Annotated in this window: 15 protein-coding genes; 10 read left to right on the top strand and 5 right to left on the bottom strand. The window is 74.2% G+C overall.

Annotation, left to right across the window (positions count from 1 at the left end; translation table 11 throughout):
- From FHL79_RS23020 to FHL79_RS23010, 3 genes are all read left to right on the top strand, one after another.
- A partial coding sequence (locus FHL79_RS23020) for an AAA family ATPase (protein WP_171058307.1) occupies positions 1–1307 on the top strand: 1307 nt, incomplete at its 5' end.
- On the top strand, positions 1304–2281 hold the full coding sequence (locus tag FHL79_RS23015) for a DUF58 domain-containing protein (RefSeq protein ID WP_138760886.1): 978 nt from the start codon (positions 1304–1306) through the stop codon (positions 2279–2281). The genes FHL79_RS23020 and FHL79_RS23015, both read left to right, overlap by 4 nt.
- Positions 2278–3234 carry a VWA domain-containing protein gene (locus FHL79_RS23010; RefSeq protein ID WP_138760885.1) on the top strand — a complete coding sequence of 319 codons (957 nt, stop codon included), beginning with the start codon at positions 2278–2280 and terminating at the stop codon, positions 3232–3234. The genes FHL79_RS23015 and FHL79_RS23010 overlap by 4 nt, the downstream gene beginning before the upstream one ends.
- Positions 3235–3279: 45 nt before the next feature.
- On the opposite strand, the gene FHL79_RS23005 is transcribed toward FHL79_RS23010, so the two are convergent.
- From FHL79_RS23005 to FHL79_RS22990, 4 genes are all read right to left on the bottom strand, one after another.
- Positions 3280–4023, bottom strand: coding sequence for an SDR family oxidoreductase (locus FHL79_RS23005; protein WP_138760884.1), 744 nt, complete (start codon positions 4021–4023; stop codon positions 3280–3282).
- A gap of 22 nt (positions 4024–4045) precedes the next feature.
- Entirely contained in the window at positions 4046–4813 is a 768-nt protein-coding gene (locus FHL79_RS23000; RefSeq protein ID WP_218938577.1) for an SDR family NAD(P)-dependent oxidoreductase, read from the bottom strand.
- 101 nt (positions 4814–4914) lie between these two features.
- Positions 4915–6303 (bottom strand): FGGY-family carbohydrate kinase, encoded by a 1389-nt coding sequence (locus FHL79_RS22995; protein WP_138760883.1) that lies wholly within the window; start codon positions 6301–6303, stop codon positions 4915–4917.
- Positions 6300–7268, bottom strand: coding sequence for a 1-phosphofructokinase family hexose kinase (locus FHL79_RS22990; protein ID WP_138760882.1), 969 nt, complete (start codon positions 7266–7268; stop codon positions 6300–6302). The genes FHL79_RS22995 and FHL79_RS22990 overlap by 4 nt, the downstream gene beginning before the upstream one ends.
- A gap of 130 nt (positions 7269–7398) precedes the next feature.
- Here FHL79_RS22990 and FHL79_RS22985 point away from each other — a divergent pair, with 130 nt between their 5' ends.
- On the top strand, positions 7399–8232 hold the full coding sequence (locus tag FHL79_RS22985) for a class II fructose-bisphosphate aldolase (protein WP_138760881.1): 834 nt from the start codon (positions 7399–7401) through the stop codon (positions 8230–8232).
- A gap of 4 nt (positions 8233–8236) precedes the next feature.
- Here FHL79_RS22985 and FHL79_RS22980 read toward each other — a convergent pair whose 3' ends face one another.
- Positions 8237–9493, bottom strand: coding sequence for an AGE family epimerase/isomerase (locus tag FHL79_RS22980; protein ID WP_138760880.1), 1257 nt, complete (start codon positions 9491–9493; stop codon positions 8237–8239).
- Between the two features lie 247 nt (positions 9494–9740).
- Here FHL79_RS22980 and FHL79_RS22975 point away from each other — a divergent pair, with 247 nt between their 5' ends.
- From FHL79_RS22975 to FHL79_RS22950, 6 genes are all read left to right on the top strand, one after another.
- A complete protein-coding gene (locus FHL79_RS22975; protein WP_138760879.1) occupies positions 9741–10850 on the top strand; it encodes a LacI family DNA-binding transcriptional regulator in 1110 nt (369 codons plus the stop codon).
- Between the two features lie 28 nt (positions 10851–10878).
- Complete coding sequence (locus FHL79_RS22970; protein WP_138760878.1) at positions 10879–11637, top strand: ATP-binding cassette domain-containing protein; 759 nt, start codon at positions 10879–10881, stop codon at positions 11635–11637.
- The gene (locus FHL79_RS22965; RefSeq protein ID WP_138760877.1) at positions 11634–12740 is read left to right on the top strand and encodes an ABC transporter permease; all 1107 of its coding nucleotides are present in this window, start codon (positions 11634–11636) and stop codon (positions 12738–12740) included. The genes FHL79_RS22970 and FHL79_RS22965 overlap by 4 nt, the downstream gene beginning before the upstream one ends.
- Before the next feature lie 20 nt (positions 12741–12760).
- On the top strand, positions 12761–13720 hold the full coding sequence (locus tag FHL79_RS22960; RefSeq protein ID WP_246081146.1) for an ABC transporter substrate-binding protein: 960 nt from the start codon (positions 12761–12763) through the stop codon (positions 13718–13720).
- Between the two features lie 189 nt (positions 13721–13909).
- Positions 13910–14638, top strand: a complete 729-nt coding sequence (locus tag FHL79_RS22955) for an SDR family oxidoreductase (protein WP_138760875.1) — start codon at positions 13910–13912, stop codon at positions 14636–14638.
- 31 nt (positions 14639–14669) lie between these two features.
- Positions 14670–15705: LacI family DNA-binding transcriptional regulator (locus tag FHL79_RS22950; RefSeq protein ID WP_171058306.1), on the top strand; the 1036-nt coding region annotated here is incomplete at its 3' end.

The raw sequence follows: 15705 nt of genomic DNA, 5'->3' as shown, positions 1-15705 counted from the left end.
TCCCCGATCAGCCCACCCCGCCGTCGGTCGACGCCGCCCGCCTGGAGCGCGCGTTGTTCGAGATCAAGCGGGTGATCGTCGGTCAGGACCGGCTCGTGGAGCGGATGCTGGTCGGCCTGCTCGCCCGCGGGCACGTGCTCCTGGAGGGTGTGCCCGGCGTCGCGAAGACCCTCGCGGTCGGCACGCTGGCCAAGGTCGTCGGCGGCGACTTCGCCCGGCTGCAGTTCACCCCGGACCTGGTGCCCGCCGACATCATCGGCACCCGGATCTACAAGGCCGGCCAGGACGCCTTCGACACCGAGCTCGGCCCGGTGTTCGCCAACTTCGTGCTGGCCGACGAGATCAACCGGGCGCCGGCGAAGGTGCAGTCCGCCCTGCTGGAGGTCATGGCCGAGCGCCAGGTCTCCATCGGCGGGGTCACCCACCCGCTGCCCGACCCGTTCCTCGTGCTGGCCACCCAGAACCCGATCGAGAACGAGGGCGTCTACCCGCTCCCCGAGGCGCAGCGCGACCGCTTCCTGCTGAAGATCCTGGTGGACTACCCGTCCCCCGAGGAGGAGCGCGAGATCATCTACCGGATGGGCTCCACGCCGCCGGAGGCGCAGCCGGTGCTCGGCCCGGACGACGTCCGCCGGCTGCAGCGCACCGCCTCGGAGGTCTTCGTCCACCACGCGCTCGTCGACTACGTCGTCCGGCTGGTGGTGGCCACCCGCGCCCCGCGCGAGCACGGCATGGCCGACGTCGCCAACTGGGTCGCCTACGGCGCGAGCCCGCGTGCCTCGCTCGGCCTGATCGCGGCCGGCCGCGCGCTGGCCCTCATCCGCGGCCGGGACTACGTGCTGCCGCAGGACGTCCTGGACATCACCGCCGACGTGCTGCGGCACCGGCTGGTGCTCAGCTACGACGCGCTGGCCGACGGGGTGCCGGCCGACCACATCGTGCGCCGGGTCGTGGAGAGCGTGCCGCTGCCGCAGGTCACCCCGCGCCAGCGGTCCGGCGGTTTCGGGCCCGGCAACCCCGGTGGTCCGGTGGTCCCCGGCTTCGGCGGCGGTCCGTTCGGTGCGCCCACCGGTCCGCCGCAGCCGCAGGGTCCCTACGGGCCCGGGCCCTTCGGGCAGCAGCCCGGCCAGCCGCAGGGCCAGCAGCCCGGCCAGCAGCCCGGCCAGCCCCCGTTCGGCCCGCCGCAGGGGCAGCCGCAGGGGCAGCCGAACCCGTACGGCCCGCCTGCCGGGCAGCCGGGCACCGGCTCGACCGCCGCGTCGCAGGCGGAGCGCCCGGACGGCGGCTCCGGGCCGCACCTGGTGTGACCGGACCCGAGGAGCAGCCGGTCGGGTGGACGCCCGACCGGCCGGCGGAGGACGGTGCGCCACCGCACTTCGGCGCGGGCAGCTCGGCGGAGGTGCTGCTGCGCCGGCTGGAGCTCACCGTGCGGCGCCGGCTGGACGGGCTGCTGCAGGGCGACCACCTGGGGCTTGTGCCGGGCTCGGGCAGCGAGGCGGGAGACGCGCGCAGCTACCACCCGGGCGACGACGTCCGGCGGATGGACTGGCCGGTGACCGCCCGCACTCAGGTGCCGCACGTGCGGGAGACGATCGCCGACCGGGAGCTGGAGACCTGGGCGGTGCTGGACCTGTCGGCGAGCCTGGACTTCGGCACCGCCAACTGCGAGAAGCGGGACCTGGCGATCGCCGGGCTGGCCGCCGTCAGCCACCTCACCGTGCGCGGCGGCAACCGGCTGGGCGCCGTCGTCACCACCGGCGAGCGGGTGGACCGCTACCCGGCGACGGCGGGGCGGCTGGCCGCCGACCGGTTGCTGCGCAACGTCGTCGCCACCCCGCGGGCCGCGGGCGGTCGCCGCGGTGACCTGGCCGCGGCACTGGAGTCGCTGCGCCGGCCGCCGCGCCGCCGCGGGCTGGTCGTGGTGATCTCCGACTTCCTGGGCGACGCGGACTGGGAGCGCCCGCTCCGCGGGCTGTCCGCCCGGCAGGACCTGCTGGCGATCGAGGTGGTCGACCCGCGGGAGCTGGAGCTGGCCGACGTCGGGCTGCTCACCGTGGTCGACCCGGAGTCCGGCCAGACGCTGGAGGTGCCCACCGGCAACGCCGAGGTCCGCCGCCGGTTCGCCGAGGGCGCCGCGGCGCAGCGCGAGGAGATCGCGGCGTCGCTGCGCCGGGCGGGCGCGGGGCACCTGCGGCTGCAGACCGACCGTGACTGGCTGGCCGACGTGGTCCGTTTCGTCGCCGACCGCCGGCGTGCCGGCAGCGGGGGAGCTTCCCGATGACCTTCCAGTCGCCCTGGTGGTTGCTGGCGCTGATCGCCGTCGTCGCGCTCGCCGGGTTCTACGTCCTGCTGCAGCTGCGGCGGGCGCGGTACGCGGCGCGGTTCACCAACGTGGCGCTGCTCGGCTCGCTGGTGCCCAAGCGGGCCGGGTGGCGGCGGCACGTGGCGTTCGGTCTGGTCTGCCTCGGGCTGGGCGTGCTGGTGGTGTCGCTGGCCGCTCCGAGCACCGAGATCCGGGTGCCCCGGGAGCGGGCGACGGTGATCATGGCCGTCGACGTCTCGCTGTCCATGCAGGCCACCGACATCGAGCCGGACCGGTTCTCGGCGATGCAGGTGGCGGCCAAGGAGTTCGTCAAGGTGCTGCCCACCCGGATCAACCTCGGGCTGGTGTCCTTCGCCGGGACGGCGAGCACGCTGGTCACCCCGACCACGGACCGGGACGAGGTGCGCACCGCCATCGACAACCTGCAGCTGGCCGAGGCGACCGCCATCGGGGACGCCGTCTTCACCTCGCTGCAGGCGATCACGAACTTCCAGTCGACTCTGGACTCGGCGGGGGAGGAGCTGCCGCCGGCCCGGATCGTGCTGCTGTCCGACGGGTACAGCACGGTCGGCCGAGAGGCGACGCAGGCGGTCGACGCCGCCAACGCCGCGCAGGTGCCGGTGTCGACCATCGCGTTCGGCACCGACTACGGCACCCTCGACCTCAACGGCGAGACCGTGCCGGTGCCGGTCGACCGCTCCACGCTCGAGCAGATCGCCGACGACACCGGCGGCAGCTACAGCGAGGCGGCGACCGCGCAGGAGCTGGAGGAGGTGTACGAGGACCTGGGCAGCCAGATCGGGTACACCAGCGAGCCGCACGACATCAGCCCGTGGTTCGTCCGCGGCGGGTTGCTGTTCGCCTTCCTCGGCATCGTCGCCTCGCTGCTCTGGACCAACCGCCTGCTCTGACGCCGCTGTTCGCCACAGGCGTGCCGTGGGCGAACAGCGGTGCGGTCAGATCGGCTGGTTGGTCGGCAGCAGCACCAGGTCGCGCACCGTGACGTGCCGGGGTCGGCTGAGCATGAAGTCGACGGCGTCCGCGACGTCCTCGGACCGCATGCCCGTGCCGGTCGTGACGCCGTCGGCGACCTGGCCCTCGTCGGTCACCGCCCAGAGGTCGTTGAGCACGACGCCGGGTGCCACCGACATGATCCGCACGCCGGTGCCGACCAGCTGCTGCCGGACGCCGTGCACGAACGCCTGCAGTGCGTGCTTGGACGCCGAGTAGACCGGCTCCCACGGGATCGCCTGGTGGCCGGACACCGAGCTGGTGACGACGACGTCGCCCGAGCCGCGCGCGATCATCCTGGGCAGCGCTGCGTGCACCGTGGTCAGCACCCCGGTGACGTTCGTGCTGATCAGCTGGTCGATCTGGCCGGCCTCGTTCTCCCAGACGTCGCCCTGCACGTAGATCCCGGCGTTCGCGACGAGGACGTCGAGCCGTCCGTGCCCGGCCAGGGTGGCCTCGACGACCCGCCCACCCGCACCGGGCTGGCTGACGTCGGCCGGGAGGACCGTGCTCGGGCCCGGCAGCCCGGCAGCGGCCGCGGCCAGGCGGTCCGCCGACCGGGCGGTCAGGACGACGTGCGTCCCCGCTCGCGACAGGGAGCGGGCGATGGCCAGGCCGATGCCCGAGCTGGCTCCGGTCACCAGGGCGACGGGGGCGCCCGGCCCCTCCTCGGCGGTGGGGGTGGTCATGGCGCTCCTCGGCGGTCCGCGGTCAGACGGCGGTGTAGGCGCCGTCGATGACGATGCTCTGGCCCACCAGGTACGACGACCGGTCCGAGCACAGCAGGACGACGAGCGCCTCCAGGTCGGCGGGCTCACCCATCCGCCCGGCCGGGATCATGTCGGTCCACCGGCGGGCCAGGTCGGGGTTGGCGTCGGTGAACTGCCGGGTCATGTCCGAGAGCATGTAGCCGGGGGCGATCGCGTTGACCCGGATGCCCAGCGGGGCCCACTCCACGGCCAGCGTCTTGGTCAGCATGTCGACCCCGGCCTTGGACGTGTTGTACGACGCCTGGTGCTGGGGGACGTTGACGACCGAGCCGGACATCGACGAGACGTTCACGATCGCGGCTCGCCGGCCCGCGTTGCGGGCGGCCCGGGCGAGCGCCTGGCAGCACAGGAACGTGCCGGTCAGGTTGATGTCGATGACCCGCCGCCAGGACTCCAGCGGCGCGTCGATGCTGTCCTCCCACACCGTCACGCCGGCGGCGTTGACCCCGATGGTGGGGCTGCCGAGCGCCCGCTCCACCGCGGCGAAGGCGTCTGCGACGCTCTGCTCGTCGGTCACGTCGGCGGTGATGCCGACCGCCGGGCTGCCGGTCTCGGCCTGCAGGGCCGCCGCGCTGTCGCCGACCTCCGGCAGGACGTCGAGCAGCGCCGGGCGCACCCCGCAGCGGGCCAGCGCGCGGGCCATGGTGAACCCGAGGCCCCGGGCTCCTCCGGTGACCACGGCGACCCGGCCGTCCAGGTCCTCGAACACGGCAGCTCCTCTCCGTGGCACCCGGTCAGGTGTGGCGCACGTCTCGGGGAAGGTAACAGCGCGCGGCCCACCGGACGGGAGCGCGATCGAAGGGGTCGACCTCAGCCGACGGCGCGCGCGTACTCCTCCAGACGGGCCGAGGTCAGCGGTGCGTCCGGGCGGCGCCGGGGGACCGGCGGCGGCAGGGTGCCGGTCACCGCCCGCACGGCCAGGTGGGCGGCGCCCAGGGCCGTGGCCTCCTTCGCGTCGACGAACGCCGCGGCGCCCTCGCCGACCGCCGTCCGGATCTCCCGCCAGGTGGCCGACTCGGTGGGCCGGCCGGCCACGAGGCGCTGGGCGACCCCCCGGCCGGCGGTGCTGCTCAGCGCGCGGGTGAGGTCCCGGGACGCCACCGCGGTGGCCTCCATGAGCGCGCGCAGCAGCGTGGCCGGGCTGACGTCGAGGGGCAGGCCGTCCAGGGCGAGCCGCCGGTCCGCACCGACCCGCCCGCGGACGCCGCGGCTGCCGACCGGCTCGCCGTCGAGCAGGGCGTCCAGCGGCGCGGCGGGGTCCAGCCCCAGCAGCCGCGTCCAGGTCAGGTAGAGCCCGCCGGAGGGCACCGCGGCGTGCAGGTAGAACAGCCCGTCGGTGACGAAGCAGCCGACCTCGCTGTCCGCGGTGGCCGCCGGGTCGAGGGAGTCGGTCACCAGCAGGTGGGCCTCGGAGGTGCCCGCCGAGATGAACAGGTCGCCGGGGGAGCGGGCGCCGGCGGCGAGCGCACCGCAGAAGTGGTCGTGCCCGCCGGAGACCAGCGGGACCCCGGCCGCGACGCCGAGCTCGGCGGCCGGCTCCCGGCCGAGCTCGCCGACCACCGTCCCCGAGGGCACCAGCCGGGGGAGGGCCAGGTGCCCGGTGCCGACGACGGCCAACCCCTCGGCCCGCCAGGACCGGCTCGGTGCGTCGAACAGGCCGGTCCGGGACGCATGCGAGTGGTCCATCACCAGGTCGCCGGGGCCGAGGGAGGACAGCAGCCAGCTGCCCAGGTCGGTGAGCGTGACGGCGGCCCGTGCCTGGGCGGGGCGGGAGCGCGCCCACCAGGCCAGCGTGTGGACCGTGTACTCGGGGTGCCGGAGCCCGGTCACCGGCGCGTGGCGGTCCAGCTCGGCGGCGTGCTCCCGGGCCGGGGCGTGCCCGACGCCGGAGAACCAGGTGGGCACGTCGCCGACCGGCCGGGCCGCGGCGTCGAGCAGCACGGCCTCCTCGCCGACCGACGTCACCGCGATGCCGCCGAGCCCGGCCCGCGCCTCGGGGCCGGCCTCGGCCAGCGCGCGGCGGGCGGCGTCGACGGCCACGCCGCGGACCGCGCCGGGGGAGTGGACCGCGACCCCGCCGGCGTCGCCCTGCGGGGTCGGGGCGGCGGCCGCGGCCAGGACGGTCCCGCCGCCGGCCTCGAGCAGCACCGCCTTGGTGCGGGTCGTGCCCACGTCGATGCCGAGGAAGGTGGCGGTCACGCGCGCACCCCCGGGACGGCGGTGGCCACGGCACCGGCCAGCAGCCCGTCCACCTCGGTGCCGCTGATGTCCGGTTCCAGCCGGGCGGCGTTCGCCGCGCCGGCCGCTGCGCCGGTGCGCAACGCCGTCTCGACGTCGTCGCCGCGCGCCAGCGCCGTGGCGAACCCGGCCAGCATCATGTCCCCGGAGCCCGTGGCGTTGACCACCGACACCGACGGGCTGGCCACGTCCCACGCCTCGGTGGCGGACCGGTAGGACAGCCCCGCCGCCCCCCGGGTGATGACGACCGCCCGGGTACCGGCGTGCAGTGTGCGCTCCATCAGGGTCGGGAGGTCGACGTCCGCTGCGGGGTCGGCCAGGCCGGCGTCGGCGCGGAGTTCCTCCTCGTTGACCTTCAGCACGTCGGGACCCGACCGGACCGCCAGCGCCAGTCCGGGACCGGACGTGTCGACGACGGTCCGCACCCGGTGACCGCGCAGCGCCGCCACGCACCGGGCGTACAGGTCGGCCGGGGCCCCCCGCGGCAGGCTGCCGGTGCACACCACCAGGTCGCCGGGGTGCACGGCGGCCAGCAACCCGTCGACCAGCGCGTCCACGTCGACCGGGCGCACCTCGGGACCGGGCTCGTTCACCACCGTGGAGACGCCGGAGCTGCTGTCGACGATCACCGTGGTCACCCTGGTCTCCCCGTCGATCGGGACGTGCCGGTCGACGATGCCGAGCTCCCGGCAGCCGGCCGAGATCTGCGCGCCGACGGACCCCCCGACGAAGCCGTGCAGCGCGGCGCGACCGCCGAGCCGCACCACCCCGCGGGCGACGATCATGCCCTTGCCGCCTGGCCGGCTGACCACCTCGGTCGCGCGGTGGACCTCGCCGACCACCAGCCGGGGCACCACCTGGAGGCGGTCCTGCGCGGGGTTCGGGCTGACGACGTGGACCGTCGGCTCAGCGGGGGGTGCGGGCACGTGTCCTCCTGGTCCGGCCGGTGCCGTGCCGTGCGGGCCGGAGCTGGGCTGCTGCTACCTTCGCCGCCGGCCCGGGGCCGCCCACGACTCGCGACGGTGCCCGGAGGACCGCCGACCCGAGGAGCCCGCCGTGGCACGCGCAGCACTGACCGACGTCCTGACCGCGGCGCAGCGGGGGCGCAGCGGGCTCGGCGCGTTCAACGTCATCCAGCTCGAGCACGCCGAGGCGATCGTGGCCGGTGCGGAGGCCGCCGGCCGGCCCACGGTGCTGCAGGTCAGCGAGAACGCCGTCCGCTACCACGGTGCCCTGGCACCGATCGGCCGCGCGATGCTGGAGATCGCCGACGCGGCCGCGGTGCCGGTGGTCGTGCACCTGGACCACGCCACCGACCTCGACCTGGTGGCCCAGGCCCTGGCGCTGGGGTTCACCTCGGTGATGTACGACGGCTCCACGCTGGCCGTCGAGGACAACCTCGCCACCACCCGCGGCGTCGTCGAGCAGGCGCACGCCCTCGGTGTCTCGGTCGAGGCGGAGATCGGCGAGATCGGGGGCAAGGACGGCGTGCACGCCCCCGGCGTCCGGACCCGCCCCGAGGACGCCGCCGAGTTCGTGGCGGCCACCGGCATCGACGCGGTCGCGGTCGCGGTCGGCAGCTCGCACGCCATGACCACCCGCACCGCGCAGCTCGACCTCGCGCTGATCAGCGCCATCCGGGACGCCGTGCCGGTGCCGCTGGTGCTGCACGGCTCCTCGGGCGTACCGGACGACCACCTCCGCGAGGCCGTCGCAGCCGGCATGACGAAGATCAACATCTCGACCCACCTGAACGGGACGTTCACCGGTCAGGTCCGGGAGGCCCTCGCCGCCGATCCTGCGCTGGTCGACCCGCGCAGGTACCTCGGCGCGGCCCGGACGGCGACCGCGCGCGAGGTCGAGCGGCTGGTCCGGCTGCTCGCCGGCTGACCGGTCAGCCATCGCCGAGCGTCTGCCGCAGCGCGGCGGGCAGCACCGGCGCGAGCGGCAGCTGGGGCAGGAGCGTGGCCTGGTAGGCGTGGTAGACGTCCGGCTTGCCCGACCAGACGGCGTCCGCGTCCCCGACGGGCAGCTCGTGCACCCAGCTGCCGCGGTCCCGGTCGAGGAAGCGGGCGGCGGCCTCGTCCCAGAAGGTCCGGTACCAGCGCTCGTACTCGGGCTCCCCGGTGCGCTGGACCAGGGCGGCCGCCGCGCCGATGGCCTCGGTGAGCACCCAGTGCAGCCGGGAGGCGACGACCGGCCGGTCCGACCAGTCCAGGGTGTAGACGAACCCGGACTCGCCGTCCGGTGCCCAGCCGACCTCCACCGCGGCGCCGAACAGGCTGCGGGCGTCGTCCAGCAGCCACTCCGGGGCGTCGGCGCCCCGGGCCGCCTCCAGGTGGAGCAGCAGTCGTGACCACTCCAGCCAGTGCCCCGGGGTGGACCCGTAGGGGCGGAACTTGTCGTTCTTGCGGTCGGCGTTGTAGTCCGGCAGCGATCGCCACTCCGGGTCGAAGTGCTCGGGGAGGCGCCAGCCGTTGTCCTTGGCGGCCGTGTGCACGAGCAGCTCGACGATGCTGGTTGCCCGGGTGAGCCACCGGTCGTCCCCGGTCACCGCGGCGGCGGTGAGGAAGGCCTCGACCGTGTGCATGTTGCTGTTCGCGCCCCGGTAGGGCTCCAGCTCGGTCCAGGTGCGGTCCCAGCTCTCCACGCTCCGGCCCTCGTCGTCCCGCCAGAAGTGCTCCTCCACCACGTCGAGCGCCTCCTGCAGCAGCTCGGCGGCGCCGGGTCGCCCGGCTGCCGTGGCGCTGGCCGCGGCGAGGACGACGAAGGCGTGGTCGTAGGCGGACTTGTCCGTGGCCGCGGGTGCGCCCTTGGCGGTCAGCGAGGAGAACCAGCCGCCGTGCTCGGGGTCCCGGAACGGCCCGGTCAGCGCGGCCAGCCCGCGGTCGACCAGCGGTCCGGCGCCCGGCCGCCCGCGCAGGGAGGCGAGGGCGAAGACGTGCGTCATCCGGGCAGTGATCCACAGCTGCGGGGACTGGGTCGGGTCGGGCCGGCCGTCGTCGTCCAGCCAGCCGAACCCGGGCGCCGAGCCGCTGCCGGCGCCCTCGGCGAAGGACAGCAGCCGGTCGCCCTCGCCGTCCAGCCAGGCGCGGTGGCTCGCGAGCGAGGTCCAGCTACCGGACTGCGGGGAGTCACCGGTCGACGTCATGGGTCCTCCTTCGAGAGCGGTCGGGGAGCCGGCCGCAGCGCTGAGGAGAGGGACGTTAGCCGTTGGCAACGAGTGTGTCTCGGCTGAGCCCCGCTGCCTTGACATCGATGACAACGCCGCTGTTCCATGACCCACGTCACTCCTGTGGCACCCATTCGACTCGCAAAGGCGCGTGCCGTGCTCTCCTCCCGCAGGTCTTCTCGCCTCCTCGGCGGCGGCCCTGCGGCAGCTCGTCCCGGAGGCCCAGGTGCCTGAGCGCGTCACGCTGCGTGACGTGGCGGTCGTCGCCGACGTGAGCGCCAAGACCGTCTCCCGCGTGGTGAACGGCGACGCGCACGTCACCCCCACCACGCGGGCCCGGGTGCAGCGGGCCATCACCGAGCTCGGCTTCCAGCCCAACCTGGTGGCCCGGTCGCTGCGCGTCGGCCGGGCCGACGTGATCGGTCTGGTGGTCGAGAGCCTGGCCGACCCGTTCTTCGCCCGGCTCACCAGCGCCGTGGAACAGGCGGCGCACGAGCGGGGCCTGGCGGTGATGGTCTCCAGCGTCGGCAACCAGGTGCCCGAGCGGGAGTCGCTGGTCGTGGAGAGCCTGCTCGTCCGCCAGGTCGCCGGGCTCATCGTCGCCCCGATGGCGCAGGACCACGGCTACCTGGCCGGCGCGCGGCAGCGCACCCCGGTCGTGTTCGTCGACCGGCTCCCCGAGGGGATCGTCAGCGACGCCGTCCTGGTCGACGACCTCGCCGCCGGGGAGGTGGCGACGGGCCACCTGATCGACCACGGCCACCGCCGGGTCGCCTTCCTCGGCTCCGAGCTCCGCAACCCCACCACGCGACTGCGGCTGGCCGGCTACCGCCGGGCGCTGGCCCGGCACGGCCTGGACGCGGACGAGTCGCTGGTGGCCGTGGGTGCCGGCTCCGCCGGGGAGGCGCGTTCGGCCGCCGAGCAGCTGCTCGGCGGTGAGCGGCCGCCCACGGCGATCTTCTCCTCGAACATGCGCTGCTCGCTGGGGCTGGTGCCGCTGCTGCACGGCAGCGGCCGCACCGACGTGGCGGTGGTGAGCTTCGACGACTTCCCGATGGCCGACTCGCTGGTGCCGGCGGTGACGGTCATCGACCACGACCCGGAGGTCATCGGCCGAGCGGCTGCGGAGCGACTGTTCCGCCGGCTGGAGGACCCCGACGCCGACGCCGAGACCGTCGTCGTGCCGTTCCGGCTGGTGCCGCGGGGGTCCGGTGAGCTCCGCCCGCCCGGCGCGACGGCCGGCCCGGACCGAGAACGCGTCCAGGACCCGGTCCCGGACGACGACAGGGAGCAGGACATGGCACACCACGGAGTGGAAGGAGGGCGTCGACCATGACGTCGCCACAGGGACAGGAGCAGGCGCGGTGACCCCCGCCCTCGAGGCCCGGGGTCTCCGCCGCGAGTTCGGGCACGTGCGTGCCCTGGACGGCGTCGACTTCGACGTCGACCCCGGGGAGGTGGTCGCGCTCATCGGCGACAACGGCGCTGGCAAGAGCACCCTGGTCAAGGCGCTGTCGGGCTCGCTGGCAGTCGACTCGGGCGAGCTGCTCAGCGACGGCAGGCCGGTGACCATCGACACGCCGACCGCGGCCCGGGCGCTGGGCATCGAGACCGTCTACCAGGACCTGGCGCTCGCGCCGCACCTCGACCCGGTGCAGAACATGTACCTGGGCCGGGAGGTCATGAAGCCCGGCCTGCTGGGCCGGCTCGGGTTCATGGACCACGCCGAGATGAGGAAGCACACCCGCACGGCGTTCACCGACCTCGGTGCCACGGTGCGTGACTTCGCCGCTCCGGTCGGGTCGATGTCCGGTGGCCAGCGCCAGCAGATCGCCGTGGCGCGCGCAGCCGCGTGGGCCAGCCGGGTGATCTTCCTGGACGAGCCCACCGCGGCGCTCGGCGTGGTGCAGACCCGCAACGTGCTGGACCTGATCCGGCGGGTGCGGGACCGCGGCATCGCCGTCGTCTTCATCAGCCACTCGATGCCGCACGTGATCGAGGTGGCCGACCGGATCCAGGTGCTGCGGCTGGGCCGGCGGGTGGCGACCTACGACGCCAAGAAGACCTCGATGGAGGAACTGGTGGGGGCAATGACCGGCGCGATCAGCCAGGGGGCGGCGTGACCACCGTGACGGGTCAGCAGCAGGCCGCCGGTCCGGCGCCGGCCGACGAGGAACGCCCGAAGACCGCGCTGCAGCGGTTGCTGGGCGCCCAGGCCGTCCAGATCCTCGGCGTCCTGCTGATCCTGGTGATCCTGTTCAGCATCGCCGAGTCCGATGCGTTCCTGTCGGTCAACAACTTCCGGAACATCGTCGTCAACGTCTCGATCCTGGCGATCATCGGCGTGGCGATGACGTTCGTGATCATCACCGGTGGCATCGACCTGTCCGTCGGCAGCGTTCTGGTGTTCAGCGGGGTCGTCGCGGCCAAGACGATGGAGTCGCTCGGCGGCGAGGGCGTCGGGGTGGCGCTGATCGGTGCCCTGGTCGCCTGCGTGGCGGGTGTCTGCTGGGGGCTGCTCAACGGCGTGCTCATCGCCAAGGCGAAGGTGCCGCCGTTGATCGTCACCCTCGGCACGCTGGGCATGGCGCTGGGCGGGGCGCAGATCATCACCGGCGGGATCGACGTCCGCGGCGCCCCCACGGTGCTGACCGACAACATCGGGTTCGGGCGGCTGTTCGGGCAGATCCCGTACCTGTCGCTGATCGCCCTGGTGGTCGTGGTGCTCGGCGCGGTGCTGCTGCACCGCACCCGGTTCGGGCGCTACACCTACGCCGTCGGCTCCAACGACGAGGCGGCCCGGCGGGCCGGGGTCAAGGTCGACCGGCACTTGATCCTCATCTACACGCTGGCCGGCTTCTGCGCCGGGCTGGCGGGAATCCTGAACCTCGCGTTCTTCGCGTCGACGACGATCGCCGGTCAGTCGAACACGGCGCTGAACGTCATCGCCGGCGTCGTGATCGGCGGCACCAGCCTCTTCGGCGGGATCGGCACGATCGCCGGCACCGTCGTCGGCCTCTTCATCCCCGCCGTCCTGCAGAACGGCTTCGTGATCATGGGCGTCCAGCCGTTCTGGCAGCAGGTCGTCGTCGGGGCCTTCCTCATCACCGCCGTCTACGTCGACCAGGTCCGCCGCGCTTCGGCAGCCCGTGGTGCGAGCAGTCGGCGGTCCTTGTCCTCCCGTTTTTCCCGCCCTGCTGGGGCACGTCGAAAGGAAGCACAGTGAACCGAACGAGCTCTGCGAAGGTGGCCGCCGTCTCGGCCCTGGCTCTCGCGCTCGCCGCGTGCGGCGGCAGCGACGACGACAGCGGTGGCGGCGGAGGTGGCGGCTCGGACAGCTACGAGGTCGCCTTCATCCAGGGCGTGGCCGGCGACGAGTTCTACATCACGATGCAGTGCGGGATCGAGGCGGCGGCCGAGGACCTGGGCGTCACGGTCGAGACCCAGGGTGCCCAGCAGTTCGACCCCGCCCTGCAGACGCCGATCGTGGACAGCGTCGTGGCCAGCGCACCCGACGGGCTGCTCATCGCCCCGACCGACGTCACCGCCATGAACCGGCCGCTCAAGGCCGCCGCCGACGCCGGGATCACCGTCGGGCTGGTGGACACCACCCTGGAGGACCCGTCGATGGCGGTCACCCAGGTCGCCTCGGACAACGAGGGCGGCGGCGCTGCGGCGTTCACGGCCATCCAGGAGGCCAACCCCGACGGCGGCACGGTGCTCGTCGTCGGGCACGAGCCGGGCATCAGCACCAACGAGGCTCGGATCAAGGGCTTCCTCGACGCCCTGGAGGCAGACCCGAAGTTCACCGCGCTGCCCACGCAGTACGCCCAGAACGACCCGGCCGAGGGGGCCCGCATCGTCACCTCGACCCTGCAGTCCACCCCGGACCTGATCGGCATCTTCGGCACGAACCTGTTCGCCGCCGAGGGTGCCGCGACCGGCCTGCGCCAGGCCGGCGCCCAGGAGCAGGTGACCGTCGTCGGCTTCGACGCCGGCCCGGCCCAGGTCGAGGCGTTGGAGAACGGGACCGTCCAGGCACTGATCGCCCAGCAGCCCGCGGAGATCGGGAAGCAGGGACTCGAACAGGTCGTCGCCTCGCTCAACGGTGAGGAGCCCGAGGCGGAGATCCAGACCGGGTTCACGATCATCACGAAGGACAACCTGGCCGACAACCAGGACGCGCTCTACAAGTCCGACTGCTGATCCACCGCACGACCACCGGCGCCCCGTTCCCCTCCCGGGAGCGGGGCGTCGGTGGTGTCCGGGCACCGACCGTGTGAGCCGGCGCCGGTCATGTCACCGGTGGCATGGGGACGGCCGTGTGGTTGCATCGGTGTGTCGCCGGCCACTCCCGGCACTGCCACCACCGGTCCACCGAGGAGAAGCGCTGACATGACGGACTTCGACGGCCGCACCATCCTGGTGACCGGCGCCTCCGGGGGCATCGGCGGGGCCACCGTCCGCCAGCTCGCCGCGGCCGGCGCCGACGTCATCGCCAGCGGCCGTGATGTGGGGAAGCTGGAGCAGCTCGCTGCCGAGACCGGTGCCCGCACGCTGGCCTTCGACCTGACGTCGGAGGACAGCGTCCGCTCTGCGCTCGAGGGCCTGGACCTGTGGGGAGTCGTCAACTGCGGCGGGTACGGCGGCGAGATCGCCACCCCGATGGAGACCGACATCGACGTCTTCGACAAGGTGATCAGCATCAACGCCCGGGGCGCGCTGCTGGTGACGAAGTACGCCGCCGCCTCGATGATCCGGCTGGGCCGCGGCGGGGCCATCGTCAACGTCTCCAGCCAGGCGAGCCTGGTGGCGCTGTCCGGCCACATCTCCTACGGCTCCTCGAAGGCCGCGCTGGACAACATCACCCGCGTCTCGGCCCTCGAGCTCGGCAAGCACGGCATCCGCGTCAACGGCGTCAACCCGACCGTCGTCATGACCCCGATGTCGGCCTGGTACTGGGGGCGCCCGGACATCGAGGGGCCGTTCCTGGACCAGATGCCGCTCGGCCGGTGGGCGACCGAGGAGGACATCGCCGCGCCGATCGTGTTCCTGCTCAGCGACGGCGCGGGGATGATCTCCGGGGTGTCGCTGCCGATCGACGGCGGCTACACCGCCCGCTGAGCCGGCTGCCGGTCGGGGTCGGGACGTTCCGATGACGACGATGCGGGACGTCGCCGCCCGCGCCCGGGTCAGCGCCAAGACCGTCTCCCGGGTCTTCAACGACGACCCGCACGTGCTGCCCGAGACCCGGGCGCGGGTCGCCGAGGCGCTGCGCGAGCTCGGCTACGTCCCCAACGCGCTGGCGTCGGACTTCCGTACCGGCCGGTCGCCGGTGCTGGGGGTGGCCGTGCCCGACCTCGCCGACCCCTTCTTCGCCGTCATCGCCAAGGCGGTGGAGGAGGTCGCAGCCCGGGCGGGCATGGCCGTCGTGGTGGCCAGCCTCGGCTACGACCCCCACCGTGAGGCCGGCGCGCTGGCGTCCCTGCTGGGCCGCTCGCTCAGCGGGCTGGTCATCGCGCCCACCGGCCAGGACCACCGGTACCTCGCCCGGTGGGCGGGGCGCTTCCCGGTGGTCTTCGTCGACCGCCCACCGCAGGGGTTGCCGGCCGACGCCTTCACCGGCGACGACCGCGAGGCCGGCCGGATGGCGACCGCGCACCTGGTCTCCCACGGGCACCGCGACATCGCGTTCGTCGGCGACAGCCCGGGGATGTCCACCACCGCCGACCGGCTCGCCGGACACCGCTCGGCGCTGGCGGACGCCGGGCTGGCGCAGCGCGACGACCTCGTCGCCTTCGGCGCCACGGACCCCCGGAGCGCGGTCGAGGTCGTCGACCGGCTCTGCCGTGCCGCCACCCCGCCCTCGGCGCTGCTCAGCGCCGACGCGCGCACCACGATGACGCTGCTCCCGGCGCTGGCCGGCAGCAGCTGGGCCGTGATCGGCATCGGCGACTTCCCGATGGCGCACATGCTCTCGCCGGCGCTCACCGTCGTCGACCAGGACCCCGCCGTCCTCGGGCGGCTGGCCGCCGAGCGGGCGGTGGCGCGCCTGGCGTCCCCGCAGCGACGCCTCCGCCGGCACACCGTCACCCCGGTCCGGCTCGTGGAGCGCCGGTCGTGCTGGTCGCCGGGGGAGTCCGCCGAGCTGTTCCCCTCCTCCTGCCCCCGGCCGGGGACCGCCGTCCCGC

Origin of the sequence: Modestobacter altitudinis (genome assembly GCF_005930475.1) — a bacterium.
GTDB classification, from domain to species: domain Bacteria; phylum Actinomycetota; class Actinomycetes; order Mycobacteriales; family Geodermatophilaceae; genus Modestobacter; species Modestobacter altitudinis.
Note: the sequence above shows the minus strand (reverse complement) of the source record. Positions and strands in the feature narration are given on the sequence as shown.